Raw genomic sequence first — 20126 nt, forward strand, 5'->3', positions numbered from 1 at the left:
AGGCTCTTCCGCATTTCTGACCGGGACGAATGTAGTGCTGTAGCAGGTGTCTTTGCCAGGTCGCTCAGGGCAGCGATCTAGCCTTCGTCCACGATCTCAGCCGACTGGGCCTCGTCGTCCGCGATATCCTCGCCAGCGGCAAGTGTCGGGATGTCGCCGGCGAGCAGTTTCTCCTTCGACAAGAGCCCGGAATCCTCGAGCGCCTCGAAATCCGGCAGCTGGCGCAGCGTGTCGAACCCGAACTGCGACAGGAAGTTTTTGGTCGTCACATAGGTATAAGGCGCGCCCGGCTGTGGGCTGCGTGGCCCCGACGCGATCAGGTCCTGCGTACGCAGCACACCGATCAGATCGCGCGACACTTCCTTGCCGAAGAAGCTCGACAGCTCGCCACGGGTGATCGGCTGGAAATAGGCTATGCACATCAGCACAAGAGCCTCGGACTGCGACAGCTCTTTTGATCCGGCGCCCTGCCCCGCGGCCGTGCCGAAGGCACCGCGGATGACGTCAGCAAACGCTTTTTTGGTCCGGTGCTGCCAACCACCGGCGACCGACACCAACTCGTAGGGCCGGCCGGCGAGCTCGGCGCGGATGTCGTCGATCACTAAATCAAGATTGCAGCTTTTGCCCACCACCCGCGCCAGCACGTCTCGCGGCACCGGCTCACTGGCGGCAAAGATCACCGCCTCCACGCGGCCCATCCATTCGCGCCAGCGCAGTTCGGCCGGAAGGTGCTCGAGATCGGTGTCCAGCAAGGCCGGCTGATCGTTTGCCCTGCGGCGGGCGGAGGCTTTGCTCATCGCTACAGCCCATAGAGCCGGAAGCTGGAACGGCTGGAGAGCTCGCGCACGGCCTCGAGCTGTTGCAGCCGCGCAAACAGGCGCCGCGCGGCAAAGCGCGACAGGCTTTTCGTCGTCAGCGATCCCGAAACGACATCTTCATTGAGCAGCAGAAAAATCACGTCGCCGGCGCCCTTGGCGCGCAGTTTCGGCGCCACCGCCAGGAGTTTTTCGGCGCGGCGCGACAGCTCGGCGGCCAGCCGGCAGGCATCGGCCGCAGCTTGGACCAGCGCCAGGCAAACCGCGCGTTCGAATCCTTCTTCGCCGGGTCGGATGCGCTTGCGGCCGCCGGCCTCGGCGCGGAAGGATGCGGCAAAAACCTGCGCCATCAACAGCGGCAGCGGTCGCGGCCAGCGCAGGCTTTGCGCCAGGACCAGGTCAGCCAGCCACCAGGCAAAAAGCTCGGAGTCGGGCCGCATGGCGACGACGTGAGCGGCGATAGCCGCCGCGGCGAACGGCGCCGGCCGCTGCGTCTCCGCCAGCTTTTCGATCTGCGTGCAAAGGGCGGCGAGCGCCGCGGCGTCCCAGTGGAGGCCAAGCTGGTCGACGATTTTTTCCAGCCGTTCGGCGTTGGCGACGGGCGGCTGCACGGCCAGCTGCCGCCAGGCGCCAAAAATGGCGCCGGCGGGGCCGGGATCGGCGCCGGCCGGGCGCAGGTACCAGGCGTCGCGTAGCGCAGCCGCATCCTCGGCGCGGCCGGCGAGCCGCATGCTGGCGGCGGCGCAGTTGAGCGCCAGCCGCTGCCGCCAGGCACCGGCCCAGGCGGGCTGCCCGCGGGCAAGTCCATCAAGCGCACCCACGGCGGCGCCGGCCTGGAAAGCGGCATCGGCGTCATGCAGCGCGCCGCCATCGGCTAGCGCCCAGGCTGGGACGGTCGGCGGCGCGGCGGGACTGGCGGGCAAGGGATTAGCGGTGAGGGGATCGAGGCGAATCATGATTTCGAGGGTAAAACACGGGTGCGCTTTATGCCACGGATTTCGGCTTGAAACGCACAGCCTGTCGGTAGCGCTTTATGTCCGATAAGGTTGCATTATCGGACGTATTGTGAATAGCCTCGCAAATCATGGAAGTCGCTCGTCCTGGATCGCTGGAAAAGCCTGTCAGCTGATCGGTAATCGTGAGATTCGCCGTCGATTTTGAATCGGTTTTCGTGAGACTACCTGCATCCCAGCGAACCCGCCTGTGGTCAAGTCGCTGCTTTTCTGAGGCTTTTCGATACCGGCCGCTGGCCACCTGAGTTTGTCACGTAGTCTCACGATTTCCGACTCGATGCAGGTAGTCTCACCAAATCCGCTCCACTGAGGGCGGGAAAGCCGGCCAAGTCGGGCCCTCGCACCACCTCCAGCGTGTCCCTGAACGCTGCGCAGGTCCTAAACGGCTCGATTTGCGTGCTTTCGACCATAAACGGCCGAGGACACGTTGCGGCAGCTTTTTCCGATCTCTGGAGCGTCCGACCGCTCAGATCTGGGGGCTCGATAAAACACGCCTGCAACTGGCCGGTTGATCGCTGCCGTCGGTATTGTACAAAACGCCCGTGAAACACCCCACGAAAGGCCGCCATGGCAAAGGCCCCTTCCTCTTCCCCTGCCCCGAGATCGCGCCACCTCATTCGCGCGGGTCTCGACGGAACACCAGGTCACCGATGCACAGGGGGACGAGCTCAAGCAAGCCGGCTGCGTCGCCATCCACCACGAACAGGGTTCTGTCGTCGGCGGGTGACAGCCGTCGCTTCGCGCCGCCAACGGACGGATGACCCCTCGTGCGCCACCGCCATTTGCCAGGCCGCATCATCTGCGGCAAGCTTGTTAGGCCTGCGGCCCATTCAGCTTCTCTCTCGTTTTCCTCCACTAAATCAGGCTAAGAATCCAGTTATTCAGAATGAATCCAGGAAACTAGGATGAGCGGTAAGTGTTAAGATTCAGCAACCTACCGTCTAGTGATTTAGGCAGAATGACACCCAGAATCGCGCTCTAGATGGCCGCCGGCGATATGCCGTACCGCTTCTCCCAGCCGCGAAAGCGGAAAAGAAAAAATGTCCGAAACCCCGATCCGCCTGCCCGACGCCGATACGGTCGACGCCGTGCTCACTAGTCTGAAGCCGGCCTCGGCCGACCGGGATCTGGCCCCTTCCCTCTCCGCCGCGTTCCCCGGCTTCGCGTTCTCGACGGCGCCGGTTGACGATTTTTACTGGCGCGGCGCCGACCGCGCGGTGATCGACGCCGACGGCGTCCGGACCGGAGAGCATGAGGCGTGGATCAAGAGCGAACTGGCCGCGCTCGGCGGCGATCTTGCCGCCTTCTGGGAGCGCCATCGCGACAGCGGGAAAAAATTCGCCGAATGGCGCGGCGCCGCCGTGTTCGCCGTCGCTCCGACGGGCCCGGGCGTCGCCGACTTCGTCCAGCTCTCGCTCGGCCGCGAGATCGAGGTATTGGCCGGCCCCGTCGTCGATCCCGGCTATCGGCCCTGGAGCGTCGGCGATCTGCTCGAGCCGTCCTGGGTCAAGCGCGAGCCGAGGACGGACGCGCCGGTGCTCGCAGGCCCGGTCTACCGGCTGCGGCGCCGCAGCGGCCTCGTCCATATGCGCAGCTTTCTTGCCACCTGCCGGCGCCGTGAACGCGAGCGGCGCGAGGCACGCAGGCCTGAGCTCGAACGGCGCGTCATCCACGAGGTCAGTCCCGACGGCGCGCGCGACACCGCCTTTCTCGACGCCAATTCTGGTTGGTTCGACTTCGTCCCACGCGAGAACCGGTTCTTCGCCGACTGGGAGCGGTCGAGCGCGTCGGCAGCACGGATTTTTGAGCACTGGGCCTTCGACATCACCGACTATGAGGAGCGCGGGGAGCGCCAGCTGAGCTTCATCCCGCGGCCGCTCAAGATGCCGGCCGACCGGCTGCTTGGCGACGACGGTGTGTCCGTGCACCGGCTGATGGAGCGCATCGAGGCGATCGACGTCGAGATCGGCCTACCCTTTGCCTGGTTTTTCCTGATGACGCATGGCCACTGGGTCGATCCCGACGTGGGTCACGCGATCGCGGAAGCCCTGCGCGCCGGGCGCGTACGCCTGCCCAACCAGGATGCGGCAGTGCTGCTCGCCTGGGCCGACAACAAATATCTGTTTTGAGCACAACGATAGACGGGCGTCCGCCCAAGCTCACCTCCGACGAAACGCTCCGCCGCGCCGCGGCTCTTCCGACGCCACCTGCCTATCGTCGCCTGTCCGACCTGACCGAACTGGCCCGTGTCGCGCATGGGCTTTTGTTTCGTCGTATCACCGGCCAGGGTAAGAACGTTGGTGCGCACCGCCTCAACGACCTGGAAGTCGCTCGCCTGGTGAAGCTCATAGCTTTGGTCGCCGGCGTGCGTGGCGATCTGTCCGAAGGCCAGCGCGGCCAGAAGTTTTCCGGGCATTCGCTTCGCGCCGGCCTCGCTTCCTCGGCTGAGGTCGATTAGCGCTGTGCGCAGAAGCAGCTCGGTCACGCCTCCGCAGAGATGACGCGCAAATACCGGCGCCGGCGCGATCGGTTTCGTATCAAATCGCACCAAGGCATCAGGCCTCTGAAAGTCCTCCTCCTCCCCTCGCCCGCTTCTCCGCTTGGGATAAAGCGGTCAGTTCTCAGGCGACGACAAGACCTCATCGAGGACCGCGAGCGCTGTATCCAGACTATCGGCGGCCCGACGCTTTTCAGTCAGGCATGATCCTCAACTGCGCTACGGCATGACCCACAGACTCCGGGTTTAGCTTTTCCAACTGATCCTTGGGCCGAGAAACCTGCTCCGGGGAGCCCGCGCAGGGCGTTGATCACGGGCTCCATTTGGGACGATGCTGCAGCGGCGATATCGAAAATGTTCACGCGGCTTAGCTTCCGATCCTCGGTAGTAGATCCTCTTAGCGACGATTTCGGGAATGGCGTCGAGCTGCACGGCCCTACCTCAACTTCGCGCATTTCGAACGGCATGGGTGTTAGGGCCCCGGCAAAAAAATCGATCTCGCCGATGTCCTCGAAGGCAAAGTTTTCTGAAACCGGAGTCGGTCACTCTGATAGTCCGAAGGCATCGGATCAAACCGCAGGCCACTGTGCGACGGATCGAGGAACCCCAGCAGTTGCGCGTCATCGAGGAAGATATCGATGTCGTGACTTTCGCGATGATCAATTTGAATCATCATGGCCGTGCCGCCGCCAAACGACCATTGGAAGTCGTAGCCGCCGGTATTCTCCCGAAGCTGATCAATCAGGTCGCCGGCGATGCGAAAAATCCGCCCCCACTCGGAAGGGCGCCGGTGATCTCGCTCGGCCATCACGCGGCGAGTGGATAGCTCTCGCCGGACCAGGCCAGAGAACGCAGCGGCGAAAGCCTTCAGGCCGGTGACCGGGATGTGGTGCGCCAGAGCGAATGCGATCTGCAGCTCGGGAGAAACATCACCGAAAATGCGCTTACGTGGCCGGGATGCTGTTTGGCCAACTCAAGATTCGAAAGGCAATGCGCCGACTGCGCGTCTTCCAGCTGCACGCAGTAGGGCGCGTTCACAGTCGTCAGGACGGATACGAAGTGCTTTCCCATAACGGTCGTAAACTAGTCGTTTCGGGCCGGCGGCATAAGTTTCCGCTTCTTCGCGATCGCCCGGTCCGAGAGAAGGACCAATCTGCGGCGGATCGATAACAGCTTCGCCGTCTGCTGGCGGGGCCGCTCGTTTTGTCAGCTCGTCGATCGAAGCGGGAATAGACTTCGCCGCACCGACCTTGAGCACCCGATCTAGTGAATGAATGATGTAGCCTTAACTGCCGAGCATTGTTGACAGCCGTGCAGATAGGCGGAATTTCGTTATGTTTCAATATCGTAGAACCAATTATGCGACTGTCTGAAGCCACGAGTGGCTCATGGTTCCTACCGTCTCGGGCTACATCTGAGCTGATTTAACCGTGCGGCTGGGCCGCCAGATGGCAGCGAGCGATTTGCCGTTAACTTCTTGTTAACTAAAAACTTGTTGCCGGGATGAGAGAATCGGGCATTAATCACGCTTGAAAAACAATTCGCTTGAGAAAAGCGTTATTCCCGGAAGTGGCGGCCATGAATTTGATGCTCGACCGTGAGTTGGAGTTTGAATTTGACGAGGAGATTCTCGAGCAAGGCGAACTGATCTCCGATAAATTGAACATGTTGCGCCTCGAGCAATACCCTCCGAACGCAACAAAAGGCTTGCGTCAATTTTCGTCTGTCGAGGTCGCAGAATATCTCGGCGTTACCCAAAATCACATCAAAAAGCTCCATCTCGAAGGCAAGGGACCGACCCCTTCAACAACCATATCTGGCAGGCGGACTTATACCGCTGAGCAGATGCTCGAGCTGCGGCAATATCTCGACAAGCACGGTCGGGCCGACTTCAAACGATACGTGCCCCATCGCCGCGGCACTGAGGCGCTTCAGATAATTTCCGTCGTAAATTTCAAAGGAGGGTCAGGTAAAACGACGACGGCCGCTCATCTCGCACAGCATCTGGCTCTCACTGGTCATCGGGTGCTTGCCATCGATCTTGATCCTCAGGCATCGCTGTCGGCGCTTCACGGCATCCAGCCCGAACTCGACAAGAATCCCTCGCTCTATGAAGCTCTCCGATACGACGAAGAGCGGAAATCGATCAAGGATGTTATTAGGCGCACGAATTTCCCTGGGTTGGATATCGTACCGGCGAACCTCGAGCTTCAGGAGTACGAGTACGAAACGCCGCTAGCGGCCTCCAATAAGAACAATCCTGAAGGGCGAATGTTCTTCACCAGGATGACGACAGCCCTCAAAGAGGTTGACGATCGCTATGACGTGGTTGTCGTTGATTGCCCGCCACAGCTCGGCTACCTGACTCTCACGGCGCTTACTGCCTCTACATCAGTGCTTATTACCGTTCACCCGCAGATGCTGGACATTATGTCGATGTCCCAGTTTCTGCTGATGTTAGGCGGTATTTTGCAATCCATCAAAGGTGCTGGAGCCGCGGTGAAATTGAAGTGGTTCCGGTATCTCGTAACCCGGTACGAACCCACCGATGGTCCACAGCTTCAGATGGTCGGTTTCCTTCAAGCTCTATTCAACAAACGTGTGCTGAAAAACCAGGTGGTAAAATCCACAGCGATCTCCGATGCGGGCATAACCAAACAGACGCTTTACGAAGTGGAGAAGAGCCAATTTACACGCTCGACCTATGAGCGAGCCATGGAAAGCCTGAACGCGGTCAATTCCGAGATCACATCACTCGTGCATAAAGCATGGGGACGGAAATGAACGATATATTGACAGCCGTGCAGAACGCTGAATTTTCATTCGAAATCAAGCTGATGATGTCATTGTGCGGAGGTGGCGATGGCTAGAAAACATCTCCTAGCGAGCGTAGCTGCGTCGTTGACGGAACCTGGGTCTGGCCACTCTGCTTCTGAAGCTCGGTCAGAATACGCCCGACGTGGCGCATCGAGGTCAATGATTCAGTCGCTAGATGAAATGGCCGAAAACTCGTTGCGTATGCTCGACGGCGAAACGATCGTCTCAATCGATCCAGCGCTGTTAGACAGTTCGTTTGTCGCGGATCGGATTGACGAAGACGACGAGGATTATCGAGACCTGAGAGAGGCTATTAGTCGTGCAGGGCAGTCCACACCGATATTAGTTCGACCACATCCTGATGTCCCCACACGCTACATGATCGTGTTCGGCCATCGACGCGCGAAGGTGGCGAAGGATCTAGGAATCAAAGTGCGGGCGATCATCAAACAGCTGCCCGATATCGAACACGTAGTCGCTCAAGGACAGGAGAATACTGCCCGGGCCAATCTCTCATTTATTGAAAAGGCGTTGTTTGCAAGAAAGCTGGTTGGCAGTGGCATGACCAAGGACACTGTCAAATCGGCGTTGACCGTTGACGACACGCTTTTGTCACGCATGCTCTCGGTCGCCGAAACCGTGCCGCAGGTTGTTCTGGACGCTGTGGGAGCCGCAAAAGGTATCGGGCGAGACCGATGGGAGGAACTCAAGAAACTCGTTCAGGTCCCTGCCAATGCAGCGAGGGCGGCCGAATTTGTCACGACTAGCGAATTCGGCGGGGGGGAGGGCGACGAGAGATTCAATCTGATCCTCAACACTCTGAAGGCGGCGAAGAAGCCTAAAAATCCGAAGGTAACGGCAAAGCCCAGGACTTGGGTCCCCACGGACAAGTCAGTTAGCGCTGCGATCCAGAAGAAGGGCAAAAAGGTAACCATTGCCTTTTCAGAGGCAAGCGGACCACGATTCGCTGAATTCATCGCTGGCCAATTGGACGCCCTCTACGAGGCGTTCAGCAAGTCGGAAAAGTAGAGAAACGGAGACCAAACCGCAAAAGAAAAAGGCCCCCGAACGATCTCTCGCGGAAGCCCTTCTCGTGTTGTAGCAAGCCGAGAATCCCATTTTCGCGAATCACTGTCAAGAGTTTTAAGCGTCGATTCGGCGAGCGGATTTCTTTTGCCCAATTGAGAGGGCGAAGAAATGAAGATGAGTATTGCAACGACGCCCTTTGGGCGGCGGCCGATGACGCTTGGGCACCTCGCAACCCAGCTCGCGGCCAGCGAAATCGATGAGGAAGCCCGAGCTTCCAAGTGGCAGGTCTTTCGGGACATTCGTGAAGCCAAGGAGGCGCTCGGCGCAACCGATCGTGCCTTGGCGATCTTGAATGCGCTTTTGTCGTTTCATCGCGCCGAAGAGCTGACGGCAGAGGCCAGCCTGATCGTATTTCCCTCGAATGAGCAACTCAGCCGCCGCGCCAACGGTATGCCCCAGTCAACCCTCAGGCGTCATCTGGCCAACCTGGTGACGACGGGGTTGGTCATCCGGCGTGACAGCCCAAATGGCAAGCGGTTCGCGCGAAAAGGGCAGGGCGGGGCGATCGACCAGGCCTACGGCTTCGATCTTTCGCCGATCCTTGCTCGGGCAGAGGAATTCAAGGCCCTGGCAGCGGCCGTCCAGGAGGAGCGCAAGGCCCTTCGCCTGGCCAAGGAGCGCCTCACGATCTGCCGTCGCGACGTCGTCAAGATGATCGAGGCGGGCATCAACGAAGGCGTGCCTGGGAATTGGCAAGGCTTTCTAGGCCGGTATGAAGCGATCGTCGCCCGCTTGCCCCGGACCGCCGCACGCCCGACCATCGAGGCTATTTGCAATGAGCTGGAAGATCTTTGGATCGACGTCCACCAGACATTGGAATCCTTCATCAATTCACAGAATCCGAACGCCAATGAGTCCCATTCTGAGCGCCATAAACATAATTCAAACCCAAATGTTTCTTCTACCGATGAATCTGAACACGGCTTAGAGGAAATAGATGAAGCAAGCGGCGTTGGCGCCAAAACCGACAACGTACGCGCCTTGCCAAGCCGGGATTTGCCCCTGGGCATGGTTGTGGATGCATGCCCAGAGCTGTTGACCCTGGCCCGGGACGGCCAAATCAGGACGTGGCGCGATTTTGTTGCGGCCGCTGAGCAGGCCAGGCCGTTCATGGGGATCAGCCCGAGCGCCTGGCAGGAAGCCGTCGAGGTGATGGGACCGGAAAAGGCAGCGGTCACGGTGGCGGCCATCCTGCAGCGATCGGACCGGATCGCGAGCCGCGGCGGCTATCTGCGCAATCTGACAGAGCGGGCTCGCGACGAGAAATTCTCAGTGTGGCCGATGATCATGGCCCTCTTGCGCGAAAAACTCGATGCGCAGGCCAAGGCAGTTGGCAGCAACCGAAAGGCTGGAGCAGATCCCGCCGAGGGCGATCGAGGTTCTACCGTGGAGATCAGTGCCGCCCTGCGCAAGAACATGAAGAAGAAGGGCTGGGAGCGGTGAGGCGCTCCACCGTGGAGCGAATCCAGGTAGGCCTCAGACGATTAGCCGGGCGGCCCGGCCGAGTTACCGTTCGGCGTCGCGCGTGACGCCCGCTGAAAGGATTTGTGCTGCGATTGCTGCATGGCCTCAGTTGGCGGAATGCTGCGCTGGTTTGGGCGAAGTAAGGTGTGAGATAGCTCTCCGATCTTGGGGGAAGGGGAGGGGAGGGGAGGGGAGGGGACCATTTTACAGCCCCGACGCCTTGGTGAGATTGGTGCGGAAGCGGTCGCGCCGCCGCTGGTATTTGCGCGTCATCTCGGCCGAGGCGTGACCGAGCTGCTTCTGTACGTAGCGCTCCTCGATGTCAGCCGAAGAGGCAAGGCCGGCGCGCAGCGAGTGCCCTGAAAATAGCCCCGCTCGTTCTCCTTCCGGTAAATCGGAACGGACGCCGGCGGCGAGCGCGGTCTGCTTGACCAGGCGGGCAACGTGCTTGTCGGAGAGCCGCGCGACGTCGACGGTCTTGTTGTCCTTGAAGATGCGCCGAAACAGCGGGCCTCTTGCGATCCGGCCCAACCGGATCCAGTTCTCGAGAGCGACAACGGGGCAGGTCTGGTCGGAAGCGCCGCGGCCGACCTCGACCTCGCGCCAGCCGGTCTTGCCGCGCAACGTCACCAGCACCCCCTGGCCGGGAAAGAACTCGATCCAGCCGGCGCCGTCGCTGTGCTCGTCACGAACAACGTCGAGACCAACGATCTCGGACCGGCGCAGGCCGCCGGCGAAGCCCAGCAGCAGGATGGCCCGGTCGCGCAGACCTCTCAGATCATGGCCGAGCGTGTTGATCATCGCCTTGACGTCGTCCCCAAGCACAGCCTCCTTCTGCCGTGGCGGCTTTGCGTGCTTGCGGCGAATGCCCGCGAGCACCGTCGCAATGTGCCGATCGGCGCGATCCATCGGCACGCCGCGCTGGGTGAAGTTCCAGGCCAGCCCGGAGAGGCGCCGCTCGATCGTCGCTACAGAGAGCGAGGCGATGCCGCGTTTCGGATCGCCGGCCGAGCAGGCACCGATATAGAGGCCGATGACCTGGCTAGAAGGCGGCATGGGCTCGAAGCCTTCGCGACGGCACCAGGAAGCGAAATGCCGCCAGTCCTTGGCGTAGGCGTCTCGCGTGTTCTCGGAGCTGGCGGCCTTGGCGTAGTCTGTCGCGGTCTCGACGAGGGCCTCGAGACGCGCCGGCGTGCCCGAACCCTGACCCATTTCCAAGACCAGACCGACGATGTCGGGCAGGTCTGCAGCCTCGTTGTCGATGGGTGGGGTTTCACAGGGGTTTTCCATGGTCGCTCGCGTCCTCTCAAGGCCGCATTTCATCTGGCGCGAATCATCTTCGAGGTTCATGGCCGGATTCTAGTCGAGTCAGCGGATCTTTCGTAACAGTCCAGCGGAAGAAGTTCACAGCGAGGCCGCTGGGTTGCGCCATTTCCGCTTCGCGCGCATCATCGGCGCGCTGCCGTGGGAATGAAGGTCAGCGCCTGCCGGACGGACACGTTCTATGGCCTCGGCGTGTCGCTCATTTCGGCCAGCCGGTCGGGTCAGCTTAGCACCAGTGCAGCGGGCCTGTTGACAACACGACAAACCCGCCGTGTGTGGCACCACGAGATTTGGTGATGATGTTCGGCAATTGATGTTCGTTCACAGGATCCAACTGGCCTAATTTGGGGGACGGGCCTTCTTGCCCTCAGAGCAGCGGATCCGGGCTTCCGGCGGAACGGGGAAGCAGTGCGGCCCTCACCAGAACGCTTCAGTTCCTGCGTAATCCGAATTGCGTCGCTGTGCGCTCCGCCTTGGCTGCATGCGATTCCAGCTCACCCGAAAAATGAGACCGGGACGGGCTCCGCTAACGAGAGCGACTCAGCTATGGTTTGAGCCCGAACAGGGGACGGGGGGAGGACGCTTTGACCGACGAAGTGACATCTGTCGGCCGCGCGATTGCCACGGCCCTTGACCGAGCAGAGCAATTGCGGCGCCTGCCGGATCGGCCTACGCGTGTGCGGATCATGACGGTCTTTGGCGACGATCGCTCCAGCCTCACCATCAACGCCAGCATCGCCGCGCGTTCGCCCGCGGAGCTCCGTGCGCAGGAAGGGCTTGGGACACGCCGTATTCCGTGGGCTGAACTCGACGCGCGCGCCGGCGAAATCGTCGGCCTGGTGGATGAAGTCGTCCGAGAGGTGACGCTTGCCGTGCGAGACGCACCTGCGACGCAGCGCCCGAGCCACTCGGAAACCGACGTTGAAATCGAGGGCTTCGACGAGCTGGTCGATGAGCTCCGCGTCACTCTGACGGGCGTGGCCATGGCCGTGCTGGAAAGCAGACGCAAGACCAACAGCCTTTCGCCGCCGTTGGGTAGCGAGGCGACCATGCTCGCAGCGCTAAAATTGGCTGCGTTGGCTGCCTGTACTGCGAATGTTGGGCTCAGCGACGCACAGGACGAACTGCGGAACGCGATCAACGACGTGCTGCGCAAAGCCGGTCCAGGTGAATACATGCAGCGACCCGTGTTGAATTCGTGAGCTGGGAGGGGATGCGCCGCCAGCGCTGCGGCTTTCCTCAGGGCGAGGCGCCGATAATCGAGACGATGATCTGGTTTGACGCCGCATGGGCGCGAAGCCTTCCCGATGGCCGCCAGGAGATTAAAGCGGCGCCTCGCATATCTTCTCCGAGTTGGCGATCCTGGCCTAGCGCGTCGCGGTTTCGAGGCGTCGGGACGCGCCAGTGCGCAGGTAACCTGCGCCCATTATGGGGCAAGTCTGTTAGGACCCTTGCATCGATTTTTGGATTTAGGCAGAGTTAGCAACATACGTCCGAGGGCAACATTATCGGACATAAAATACTATCGACAGGCTGTGCGGTTAGGCTGGCAACTGTGACGCAAAGCGCACCGCTAGTTTGCCCTCGAAAGGATTGTTCGCGTCGTCCTGACCCGTTCTCTAGCGCGTCTGCGCGACTGAGCTTGTGCCCGGCGGCGCGAAAAAGCACGTCCACCTGAACCTCTGATAGGCTTCGAACTTCATGTGGGGGGTGATCGTTCGGTAAAGCGTCATCAGACGCTCGCAAATATGATACCGATCATCCGGCGCGGGCTGGACGCGATCTCTAGGAATAAACCACTCAGCTTCTTGCGGCTCATTCAGGTAGGTGGGACGCGGCATCCTCACAAAATAACCTTCTTTAGTCATCCTGACGTTGCTGGAATCGATTGGGTGGCAATCCTTATTGCCGCAGCAGTCATAATGAAGAACGGGATCAGTCTTCCCGGTGTACCAATCGTGAGCGTTCGCATCGCTGGCTAAGACAAGCCACATCAATGCAGTAGTGGTTTGGAACTGCGCCATGAATTAGGCCTCGTATTTGCTTATCATATTAGTATGTGCTAATCTAGGAGGAAGTCGTATCGCCCAGCGCAGAAGTCCAAGGCCACCTTGGCGTGTCCGCGCGAAGGGTGCTGTGGCGGGTGACGACTTCGGTCACCGCTAGGGGGAGGCCCTTCGATGCATGTGGTTAGCACGCGACGACGCGCAGGGCTGGCGGACTTGATGGCCACAGCTGCGCCGCTGGAGAGTGGTTCTGCGTTAGCGCACAGCGCCGATTGGGCCACTGGACCTATCTATCAAATGCCCTCGGCCATCGCTGCATCTATCAGTCTGACTTTCTCAACCTGATTCGGGGATAAATCATGATCTGGCCATTTGGCGGGCGCGGCGGCGCCCTCGGGGGTTGGACGCTATCATCGCCGCAGCGTGTGCCTTCGGAGTGCCGACGGCATCGGCACATAGCTGGTACGTAAACAGTGCTGCGAGGACGAGCATTGCGAGCCGATGGCGGATGGCGCCGTCAGCGAAACAAGCAAGGGCTTCAAGGTGCCGTCCGGTGAGTTGCTGCCTTACGGGGACGGCAGGGTGCGTCAGTCACACGACATGCGTTACCATTGGTGCCATGATCAGAAAGCAACGGTAGAACGGCATCGTGAAATACCATTTGGCCCTGACAGTACGATCTGCCTGTACGTGCCGCCTAAGTCATCCTGACATTCAGTACAGCTAGCCCTGTCGCAAAACCCCGCTGCGATGAACTCGCATCAATCGGCCCGCGCCACCCGGTGATTGGATCTTGGACTGCCGCGTCAGGCCCGTGTAGCCTCACATCTCGAAGAACCGCCCACATTTTCGATCGCTCCATTGCTCAGCATATACGAAGAGGCCGTTGCGGCCGAGGGCGACAATCTCGTTGATGTGGATGAGGCCGTTGAGGAGTCGACGAGCGGCCCCTCTCTTGCCCTTTCTTGCCCTGCGCTGCCCGTCGCGGCATTGCGCCTGGAACTCATGCCGAGCTAGCCAATCTACACACTCACTGGACACTTGGTATCCGGATAAGGTTCCCTCCTTCCGACCTCGCCAACTGCTAGTTCTTAAGACGTGGGCTGCTGTCGAAGCAGAACTTGTTGGCCGGCGGGATCCCGGCACTTGCCGCGGGCGAGGATATCGCGGATGACGATGTTCGATAGAGGCTGAGATCGTGGACAGGTAGGTCCTGCCCTGAGCGGCTTGGCAAGGACACTTGTTATAGCAGCACTACGCCGCATTCGTCGCGGCCGGAACTTGAGGTCCCATGCGGAAGTCAAAATGCGTAGGCTGTGGCCGTCAGGTGCCGAGCTTCGAGATCGTGGAATACGGCTCGATGGAAGCAGGATTTAAACGGCTTTGCCGGCGCTGCTTCAATCGCGAGGCAGCCACGGCTGCTGGCCTGGACAACTTCGAGCATATCGAATTTGATCAGATCCGACTGAAAGACGCCGACGGGAAAATCCATGAATTCCACTTCACGACGTTCCTGTTTGGCACGGGCGTAGCCTTGGACGCGTTCGAACTCCGAAACGGCAACCCGGGCGGCTACCGGTTCCAGGTGATTGCGGAACCCAACGAAGATCCTCTCGCCATGCTCGGCCGCCTGATCGCGAAAATACGGCGCGCCCTGGCCGTAAAACATCTCGAGGACGGTGAGTACGGCTTACAGATCGGACAAGCCGGCGTCGTTCGGGGGCTGATCGATTGGGACGCAGCGCAAGATGGATATTTGCCCCTCCTTGTTATCGATGGGCGAGAGATTTCTTGGGATGACTTCGGCCGCTGCCTGATGACCTTCGAAGGAGCTCAATTCAAATTGGAGATTAGCGACATGAGCGAGGAACTCTGACGTTCCTATCGTGATCAGAATCGATGAGATGAAAGGGCGCAACGGGACTTTGATAAAGCCCGACCTCCAGCAAGATACTGTCCCCGAGCGTTCCCGTGGTTGGCGACGACATCGATCTGAGAAGTCCACGCGACAGGGCGATCATCCTGCTGTTGGCTTCGCTACGCGGCTTGCGGCGTTCCGAGATCGTCGGGCGCGTCCCTGCCGATCGGACCTGACCCGTTGTTGCTCGTGAGTGCTGGATCTGCTTGGCTGGATCGCGAGAGGCCTTCTCTTCCGGCGCATCTTGAAGCACAACAAGGGCCGTCCACGTCGAGCGTCTCTCCGACGAGGGCCTGGGAAGCAACCGCGCTTTGCTCCCAGCATCCATTCCGTGCGTACGATCAAACGATCGGCCAAATTCCCGTCCTGTTGTCAGGATTGCTTCGAACGATACAGTTTCTGCTGTTGAGGTGAGGAAACAGCGCAAATCCAGCCCTGCAAGCAGCAGTTCGAGCGGATCCATCACTAGATTCCATTGGTCCCAAATCGTGACATGGCATGCGTGGCGCCATGCACGCCTCAACGATCTGGGAGAGGCCGGGTCGCGGAAAGCACGGAAACGACCTTTGATCCTTTCCCCCAGCGCCGTGGGCGCCAGAGGGCGGCCACGATGTCAGACCCGAACGACCTGCAAACATCCCGATAGGACACCGGCGTATAATGCTGCCCTGCGTTTCAGCCGCGCAGCGGGCGCAAGCCAACGAAAACCGAGGACGATCCTGCCGCCCCGTGTCGTTGAGAGGCAGACATGAGGAACGGTGACATAGTTCTCCGTGTCTAACCCGAATTCATTCCCAGTGACGCCCCTTTATTCGAACCGCCGCCGTCGGCCCGGTCAACCCAAGCCTGACCCTTACGGGCAAGCCAGCGGTGGTTTCCCCATAATCGCGTCGCGATCACGGCGCGCAAGCGCGCCGCCCTTCGGGTGGGTGATCCCCCTCCACCGCTGGCACAAGCATGGGTCTGGCTCCGGGACAAATCCCGTCGTGACCGGTCCTCCGTCTGGCGCTTTTTCATGGGGCGTTCACGGGAATGATCCCGATCAGCTAAGGAGAACCGACATGTCCGCAACCATCGCTCGCCTCACCGCCAACGACAAAGGCTTCGCCGGCACCCTCGCTACCCTCTCGATCCGCTGCCCGATCTCGGTCGTCGAAAACGCGAAGCGCAGCGCAGACAGCCAGGAGCCCGACTACCGCGTGGTCGCAACCCGCAACGGCTTCGAGCTCGGTGCAGCCTGGGTCCGCACCTCGCAACGCACCGGAGCCGAGTACATCTCCGTCTCACTGCGCGCCCCCGAGTTCGGCACCCTCTACGCCAACATCGCGCCGGCACCGGGCGGCAACGAAGGCGAATACGTGATGATCTGGAACCCGCCGGCGAACTGACCGGCTCGCTTCGGAAAGCCCTGCCTGGCAAGGGCAGGGCTTTCTCCGTCAGTGCCCTCAAGCCAATGGAAAGGAGCGCTCGTCATGATCGTCAACAGCCTGCAAGACGTTGAAAATCGCGGCAGAAATGACTACCTTAACCGCTGCAAGCGAGGCGCTATGTTCAACAGCATTCCCGACGTTATCACCACTCGCGCGCAGGCCGATGCGGTGATTGAGGCGTTCTTCCAGTCTGGTGATCTGGATGTGTTTTCGCGGCATCGTCAGGCTATGATCGACGATGCGCATCGCGGTAGCCTTGCCATCATGCGCGGCTCCGGCAATGAGCTCGGGCCATTCGAAGAGTTCCTCTCTGCGCTCGAGAAACATGGCGTCGTTACCATGGACGAGGCTTTTACCATTGGCGATCGCTATATCGCCTACAAACGTTCAAAAGCGGCCTGATCGGCCGCTTTTTCATATCCAGGAACAATCCAGACAAATTCTCGCGTCGAGGTTGACCGCGGCGTTTATGGCAATTCAAATTCCAATTGTTCTATTTCGTTATTAGGTGACATGTCTTCTCAGGACCCTTATTGCTATCCTGGCACTTCGGTACTGATCAATAAGTTCGACGTGCGCGATCAGGAACAGCTCAATCTTCGTGAGCAGATGGCGACGGACAAAGCCATCCGCGATCTTGAGAAACACCCGGTCAAAGGCAGTTTCGACACTGCCCATCTCATGGAAGTGCATCGTCGGATATTCTCTGATGTGTATCCATGGGCCGGACAACAGCGCATCTACAACATGTCAAAGCCAGAAGCGGTCCTCGGCGGGCATTCCGTCGCCTATGGCGACCATGTCCAGATGAGGCAGTTGCTCGACCAAGACACGAAGGAATTCGGCAGGTTCCGATGGAACGACAACAATAGGGCGCAGTCGGCGGCACATTTCACCAAGCTGATCAGCAACCTTTGGCAGGCTCACGCCTTTCGCGAGGGCAATACCCGCACGATCGGCGTCTTCATGCACCAGTTCGCAAAGGAACGCGGCTTCGAGCTCGATCGTGAAACCATGTGGCCTGCTGCCAGTGAGACGCGCGATTTTTTTGCAAAAGCTACAGTGGGAGACGGCAAGGACTTCGCCAAGCGGGTGCTGCAGGCGCACCAGATCAACAAAGATCGCCATCATCCTCAGCTTGGCCGCGTCACCAGCATAACTGCCCAGGCGCTAAGAATGATGGGCAAGCCGGAAATTCAGTTCCCAAAGCAGGGCGACGAACTCAAGGGGCGCGTAGTGACTGTTAGCTACGGTACCGCGCTTGTCGCCAATGCTCGCGGGATTAACGCCGTCGACGTGAAAAACTTTGCAAAGACGCCTCAGTCCAATGATCGTGTGAGCGTCTCCATCGACCATGTCATCATAGCCAAGAGCAACTCAAATCGTGGCGATGAAAAAATTCGTAGCGATGGCAAAGCGGACCTTGTTCAAAACGATGTTCCAACCAGAACAGTCAAGCTCGCTCCCCCGAAAACTAACGATCGAGATCGTTCCCGCTGACACGCCCATACACCGAAATGACCCGTATTTGCCCAATGCCGACACCTGATCAGGACAGGTCGCATCCGCGTTCCGGCTGAAATCGACCTGACTTCGCCGAATATCGAGAGGCTATTGACGGGCCCTTTGTCGGCAATGGGAACGGATGAGGCGGAGTCGTTGTGGCGCTTGAATGACGTACCAAGTGAGACTATATTCGTTCTCAAGTGAACAAGGAGGTTCTGATGCTCGCGCTCGCGTCCGTTGCCGACGTCCTCGGCTTGCCGGGCAAGGCCGCGCCGATCTCAGCGATCGGGCTGGTCAAGCGCATCGAGGTTGGCTTGCCGATCGTCGCTCTCGACCGTGTTGCAAATCTCGTGGCCCCAAACGACAGCCAGTTTAAGTATCGGCTGGTGCCGCGGGCGACCTATGAACGCCGAAAGGGCCGAAAGGTTCTGTCTGCCGAGGAGGGAACCCGCCTCGCACGCTTGGCGCGTTTGTGGAGCCTTGCCATCGATGTCTGGGGCAGGGAGGACGATGCCCGTGACTTTCTGTTTCGCCCGCACCCAATGCTCGAGGACCGGCGCCCGGTCGACGTGGTTATCCAGAACGAGATTGGCGCCGAGCTCGTCTTCGACATCCTGCAAGGGCTCAAGTATGGCAGTGCTGCGTGACGGCGCAGATCCTCGACCAAACATTGACAGCCTTTCGCATCGGGGATCCGGCAGGAGACTTCCCGATCTTCGATGCGACCGGCTCGACAATCGCGTCTGGGCGCTGGAATGCGCCTGGAAGTCCGGTCATCTATGCATCCGAACACTTTTCTACGGCGCTTCTCGAAAAGCTCGTTCACGGCAGTGGTCGGCTACCGCCGAACCAGCACTATATCGAGATCACTATTCCGCGTGGGACAAGGTACGAGATCTTCTCGCCGCCGTCACTTCCGGGCTGGGATACGATGCCGGCGACTGTGAGCAAGGCGTTTGGGGAAAAATGGTGCATGGAGCGGCATAGCGCTATCCTGATCGTGCCGAGCGTCATTGCCCGTCTCGATAACAATATCCTGATCAATCCAGCCTGGCCTGAGTTTCACACCATCACAAGCAGCCTCCACAAGCCGGTCTACTGGGACCGACGGCTGTTTGGCGCCTGAGAAGGACCCCTCGCGCGGGTTCGAGCCGCTCGGGATTTCGAGCCGAGGTCGAGGCCGAACGTCGTCTCGGGCAGATGGACGACATCCTCACCTACTTCGACGAGCGACAGCTGGGAGCCGGGCTCTCCCGCCCGGCCGCGGCACGGATCGGCAGATCGCTCGACGGTGCTGCGGCTGAGCTGCAACCGCTTCCCGGCATGATTGCTGACCGTGCATCCTGTTGGCCGACGCGGCACGCTCCCTTCACGTCGGCGTGCTGGCCGATTGTTTCTTCGACACCGCCACCGCTGTCTGTCTCCGCCACGCCGCCTCAGGCGACCACGCCGCTCCGATGATCTCGTTGTGCGAACCGTCGCGATGCCCGAACGCCTGTATCTCTGTGCGCCATCGCCCCGCATGGGCGGGTGCTGCGGAGAACGCCAGGGCAATCCTCAAGGAGAAGAGGCTGACGGAACTGCAGCGGCTTGCCGTGGGCGAAGACCTGCGACGGATCGAGAAGATCTTGTCCGATATCGAGGTAGCGTGCGGCTGACCTCCTAGGAATACGGTCGCGCCCCCTGGTCGGGGTCGCGGGTTCTCTTCTTTCTGCCGTCCCATTCTACGGCTGCTCAGCCCGCGTCAAGGACGAGCGTGGGCCCCCGGTTTTATCTCTGCTCCGGTTCCCTTCGCTCCGACAAAACCGGCACCCCACTCGCCGGCGCTGCCGGTCGCGTTCCGCGATCCCTGACACGCGCTTCGTGCGCACGTGGCCTCGTTGACGTCATCAAAAGGAGACGATCAACATGACCACGATTGATCAAATCAACGAATTACGGGCCGAACTTTGCAGCTGCTATTTCACCAAGGAAGAACGCGCCGCGGCCGAAGCCGAACTGGCGGCCCTGATTGCGCAGGAGCAAGCTGCGGCCGAGCAGTTCGCGCGTGACATCCAAGCCTTCGCGGCTGAGCTCGAATGAGGTCGGCGACGAATCGAGAGGGCTAAGCCCTCTCGATTTTCCGCCACTGAGCGACTTTTCATTTGACTGTCAGGATAACGGGCCGAGCTTGCCGTCTGCATCCTCTCGCCCAACGAACGCGACGCCGCTCAAGCCGAGCTCGCAAAGCTTATCGCAGAGCAGGCCG

At 60.2% G+C, this 20126-nt stretch carries 19 protein-coding genes and 1 pseudogene; 15 read left to right on the forward strand and 5 right to left on the reverse strand.

What is annotated here, in order from left to right:
* Positions 1-77: 77 nt before the first annotated feature.
* Together scpB and ABID26_RS22730 are read right to left on the reverse strand one after the other, a co-directional pair.
* Positions 78-797: an SMC-Scp complex subunit ScpB gene (gene scpB, locus ABID26_RS22725; RefSeq protein WP_354416558.1), complete on the reverse strand. Its 720-nt coding sequence runs from the start codon at positions 795-797 to the stop codon at positions 78-80.
* Positions 798-799: 2 nt separating this feature from the next.
* Entirely contained in the window at positions 800-1771 is a 972-nt protein-coding gene (locus ABID26_RS22730; protein WP_354416560.1) for a DUF1403 family protein, read from the reverse strand.
* A 1097-nt stretch (positions 1772-2868) separates the two neighbouring features.
* Here ABID26_RS22730 and ABID26_RS22740 point away from each other — a divergent pair.
* Both ABID26_RS22740 and ABID26_RS22745 read left to right on the forward strand, forming a co-directional pair.
* Positions 2869-3957 carry a hypothetical protein gene (locus ABID26_RS22740; protein ID WP_354416562.1) on the forward strand — a complete coding sequence of 363 codons (1089 nt, stop codon included), beginning with the start codon at positions 2869-2871 and terminating at the stop codon, positions 3955-3957.
* Positions 3958-4015: 58 nt separating this feature from the next.
* Positions 4016-4395, forward strand: a pseudogene (locus ABID26_RS22745) (tyrosine-type recombinase/integrase); the annotation flags it as partial.
* A gap of 402 nt (positions 4396-4797) precedes the next feature.
* Here ABID26_RS22745 and ABID26_RS22750 read toward each other — a convergent pair.
* Positions 4798-5001, reverse strand: a complete 204-nt coding sequence (locus ABID26_RS22750; protein ID WP_354416788.1) for a hypothetical protein — start codon at positions 4999-5001, stop codon at positions 4798-4800.
* Here ABID26_RS22750 and ABID26_RS22755 point away from each other — a divergent pair.
* The 4 genes from ABID26_RS22755 to repC all read left to right on the forward strand — a co-directional run bounded on the left by ABID26_RS22755 (position 4939) and on the right by repC (position 9674).
* Positions 4939-5151, forward strand: a complete 213-nt coding sequence (locus tag ABID26_RS22755) for a hypothetical protein (RefSeq protein WP_354416800.1) — start codon at positions 4939-4941, stop codon at positions 5149-5151. The genes ABID26_RS22750 and ABID26_RS22755 overlap by 63 nt on opposite strands.
* A 752-nt stretch (positions 5152-5903) precedes the next feature.
* On the forward strand, positions 5904-7109 hold the full coding sequence (gene repA, locus ABID26_RS22760; protein ID WP_354416564.1) for a plasmid partitioning protein RepA: 1206 nt from the start codon (positions 5904-5906) through the stop codon (positions 7107-7109).
* 78 nt (positions 7110-7187) lie between these two features.
* Entirely contained in the window at positions 7188-8171 is a 984-nt protein-coding gene (gene repB / locus ABID26_RS22765) for a plasmid partitioning protein RepB (RefSeq protein WP_354416566.1), read from the forward strand.
* A 168-nt stretch (positions 8172-8339) separates the two neighbouring features.
* Positions 8340-9674, forward strand: coding sequence for a plasmid replication protein RepC (repC, locus tag ABID26_RS22770; protein WP_354416568.1), 1335 nt, complete (start codon positions 8340-8342; stop codon positions 9672-9674).
* Positions 9675-9899: 225 nt separating this feature from the next.
* Here the strand turns inward: repC and ABID26_RS22775 are convergent, their stop codons facing one another.
* Positions 9900-10985, reverse strand: coding sequence for a tyrosine-type recombinase/integrase (locus tag ABID26_RS22775; RefSeq protein ID WP_354416570.1), 1086 nt, complete (start codon positions 10983-10985; stop codon positions 9900-9902).
* 617 nt (positions 10986-11602) lie between these two features.
* On the opposite strand from ABID26_RS22775, the gene ABID26_RS22780 reads away from it, so the two are divergent.
* On the forward strand, positions 11603-12220 hold the full coding sequence (locus ABID26_RS22780; RefSeq protein WP_354416572.1) for a hypothetical protein: 618 nt from the start codon (positions 11603-11605) through the stop codon (positions 12218-12220).
* Between the two features lie 417 nt (positions 12221-12637).
* Here the strand turns inward: ABID26_RS22780 and ABID26_RS22785 are convergent, their stop codons facing one another.
* Complete coding sequence (locus ABID26_RS22785) at positions 12638-13042, reverse strand: hypothetical protein (protein ID WP_354416573.1); 405 nt, start codon at positions 13040-13042, stop codon at positions 12638-12640.
* Positions 13043-14315: 1273 nt separating this feature from the next.
* Between ABID26_RS22785 and ABID26_RS22790 the strand changes: the two genes are divergently transcribed.
* From ABID26_RS22790 to ABID26_RS22825, 8 genes are all read left to right on the forward strand, one after another.
* The gene (locus ABID26_RS22790; protein WP_354416575.1) at positions 14316-14900 is read left to right on the forward strand and encodes a DUF7686 domain-containing protein; all 585 of its coding nucleotides are present in this window, start codon (positions 14316-14318) and stop codon (positions 14898-14900) included.
* Between the two features lie 1103 nt (positions 14901-16003).
* Positions 16004-16330, forward strand: a complete 327-nt coding sequence (locus tag ABID26_RS22795) for a DUF736 domain-containing protein (protein ID WP_126102220.1) — start codon at positions 16004-16006, stop codon at positions 16328-16330.
* Between the two features lie 84 nt (positions 16331-16414).
* Complete coding sequence (locus tag ABID26_RS22800) at positions 16415-16774, forward strand: hypothetical protein (RefSeq protein ID WP_354416577.1); 360 nt, start codon at positions 16415-16417, stop codon at positions 16772-16774.
* Positions 16775-16885: 111 nt separating this feature from the next.
* Positions 16886-17872: a Fic/DOC family protein gene (locus tag ABID26_RS22805; RefSeq protein ID WP_354416579.1), complete on the forward strand. Its 987-nt coding sequence runs from the start codon at positions 16886-16888 to the stop codon at positions 17870-17872.
* 224 nt (positions 17873-18096) lie between these two features.
* Positions 18097-18525 carry an antitoxin Xre-like helix-turn-helix domain-containing protein gene (locus ABID26_RS22810; RefSeq protein WP_354416581.1) on the forward strand — a complete coding sequence of 143 codons (429 nt, stop codon included), beginning with the start codon at positions 18097-18099 and terminating at the stop codon, positions 18523-18525.
* Positions 18522-19004, forward strand: a complete 483-nt coding sequence (locus ABID26_RS22815; RefSeq protein WP_354416583.1) for an RES family NAD+ phosphorylase — start codon at positions 18522-18524, stop codon at positions 19002-19004. The genes ABID26_RS22810 and ABID26_RS22815 overlap by 4 nt, the downstream gene beginning before the upstream one ends.
* 220 nt (positions 19005-19224) lie before the next feature.
* Positions 19225-19536: a hypothetical protein gene (locus tag ABID26_RS22820; protein WP_354416585.1), complete on the forward strand. Its 312-nt coding sequence runs from the start codon at positions 19225-19227 to the stop codon at positions 19534-19536.
* 250 nt (positions 19537-19786) lie between these two features.
* Positions 19787-19960 (forward strand): hypothetical protein, encoded by a 174-nt coding sequence (locus tag ABID26_RS22825; RefSeq protein ID WP_354416586.1) that lies wholly within the window; start codon positions 19787-19789, stop codon positions 19958-19960.
* Positions 19961-20126: the final 166 nt, after the last annotated feature.

It is taken from the genome of Mesorhizobium shonense (assembly GCF_040545255.1).
Lineage (GTDB): Bacteria > Pseudomonadota > Alphaproteobacteria > Rhizobiales > Rhizobiaceae > Mesorhizobium > Mesorhizobium shonense.

Excerpts from the sequence above, each read along its gene's own strand:
- scpB (WP_354416558.1), bottom strand. The coding sequence starts at position 797 with ATGAGCAAAGCCTCCGCCCGCCGCAGGGCAAACGATCAGCCGGCCTTG.
- ABID26_RS22730 (WP_354416560.1), bottom strand. The coding sequence starts at position 1,771 with ATGATTCGCCTCGATCCCCTCACCGCTAATCCCTTGCCCGCCAGTCCC.
- ABID26_RS22740 (WP_354416562.1), top strand. The coding sequence starts at position 2,869 with ATGTCCGAAACCCCGATCCGCCTGCCCGACGCCGATACGGTCGACGCC.
- ABID26_RS22750 (WP_354416788.1), bottom strand. The coding sequence starts at position 5,001 with ATGATGATTCAAATTGATCATCGCGAAAGTCACGACATCGATATCTTC.
- repA (WP_354416564.1), top strand. The coding sequence starts at position 5,904 with ATGAATTTGATGCTCGACCGTGAGTTGGAGTTTGAATTTGACGAGGAG.
- repB (WP_354416566.1), top strand. The coding sequence starts at position 7,188 with ATGGCTAGAAAACATCTCCTAGCGAGCGTAGCTGCGTCGTTGACGGAA.
- repC (WP_354416568.1), top strand. The coding sequence starts at position 8,340 with ATGAAGATGAGTATTGCAACGACGCCCTTTGGGCGGCGGCCGATGACG.
- ABID26_RS22775 (WP_354416570.1), bottom strand. The coding sequence starts at position 10,985 with ATGGAAAACCCCTGTGAAACCCCACCCATCGACAACGAGGCTGCAGAC.
- ABID26_RS22785 (WP_354416573.1), bottom strand. The coding sequence starts at position 13,042 with ATGGCGCAGTTCCAAACCACTACTGCATTGATGTGGCTTGTCTTAGCC.
- ABID26_RS22790 (WP_354416575.1), top strand. The coding sequence starts at position 14,316 with ATGCGGAAGTCAAAATGCGTAGGCTGTGGCCGTCAGGTGCCGAGCTTC.
- ABID26_RS22795 (WP_126102220.1), top strand. The coding sequence starts at position 16,004 with ATGTCCGCAACCATCGCTCGCCTCACCGCCAACGACAAAGGCTTCGCC.
- ABID26_RS22800 (WP_354416577.1), top strand. The coding sequence starts at position 16,415 with ATGATCGTCAACAGCCTGCAAGACGTTGAAAATCGCGGCAGAAATGAC.
- ABID26_RS22805 (WP_354416579.1), top strand. The coding sequence starts at position 16,886 with ATGTCTTCTCAGGACCCTTATTGCTATCCTGGCACTTCGGTACTGATC.
- ABID26_RS22810 (WP_354416581.1), top strand. The coding sequence starts at position 18,097 with ATGCTCGCGCTCGCGTCCGTTGCCGACGTCCTCGGCTTGCCGGGCAAG.
- ABID26_RS22825 (WP_354416586.1), top strand. The coding sequence starts at position 19,787 with ATGACCACGATTGATCAAATCAACGAATTACGGGCCGAACTTTGCAGC.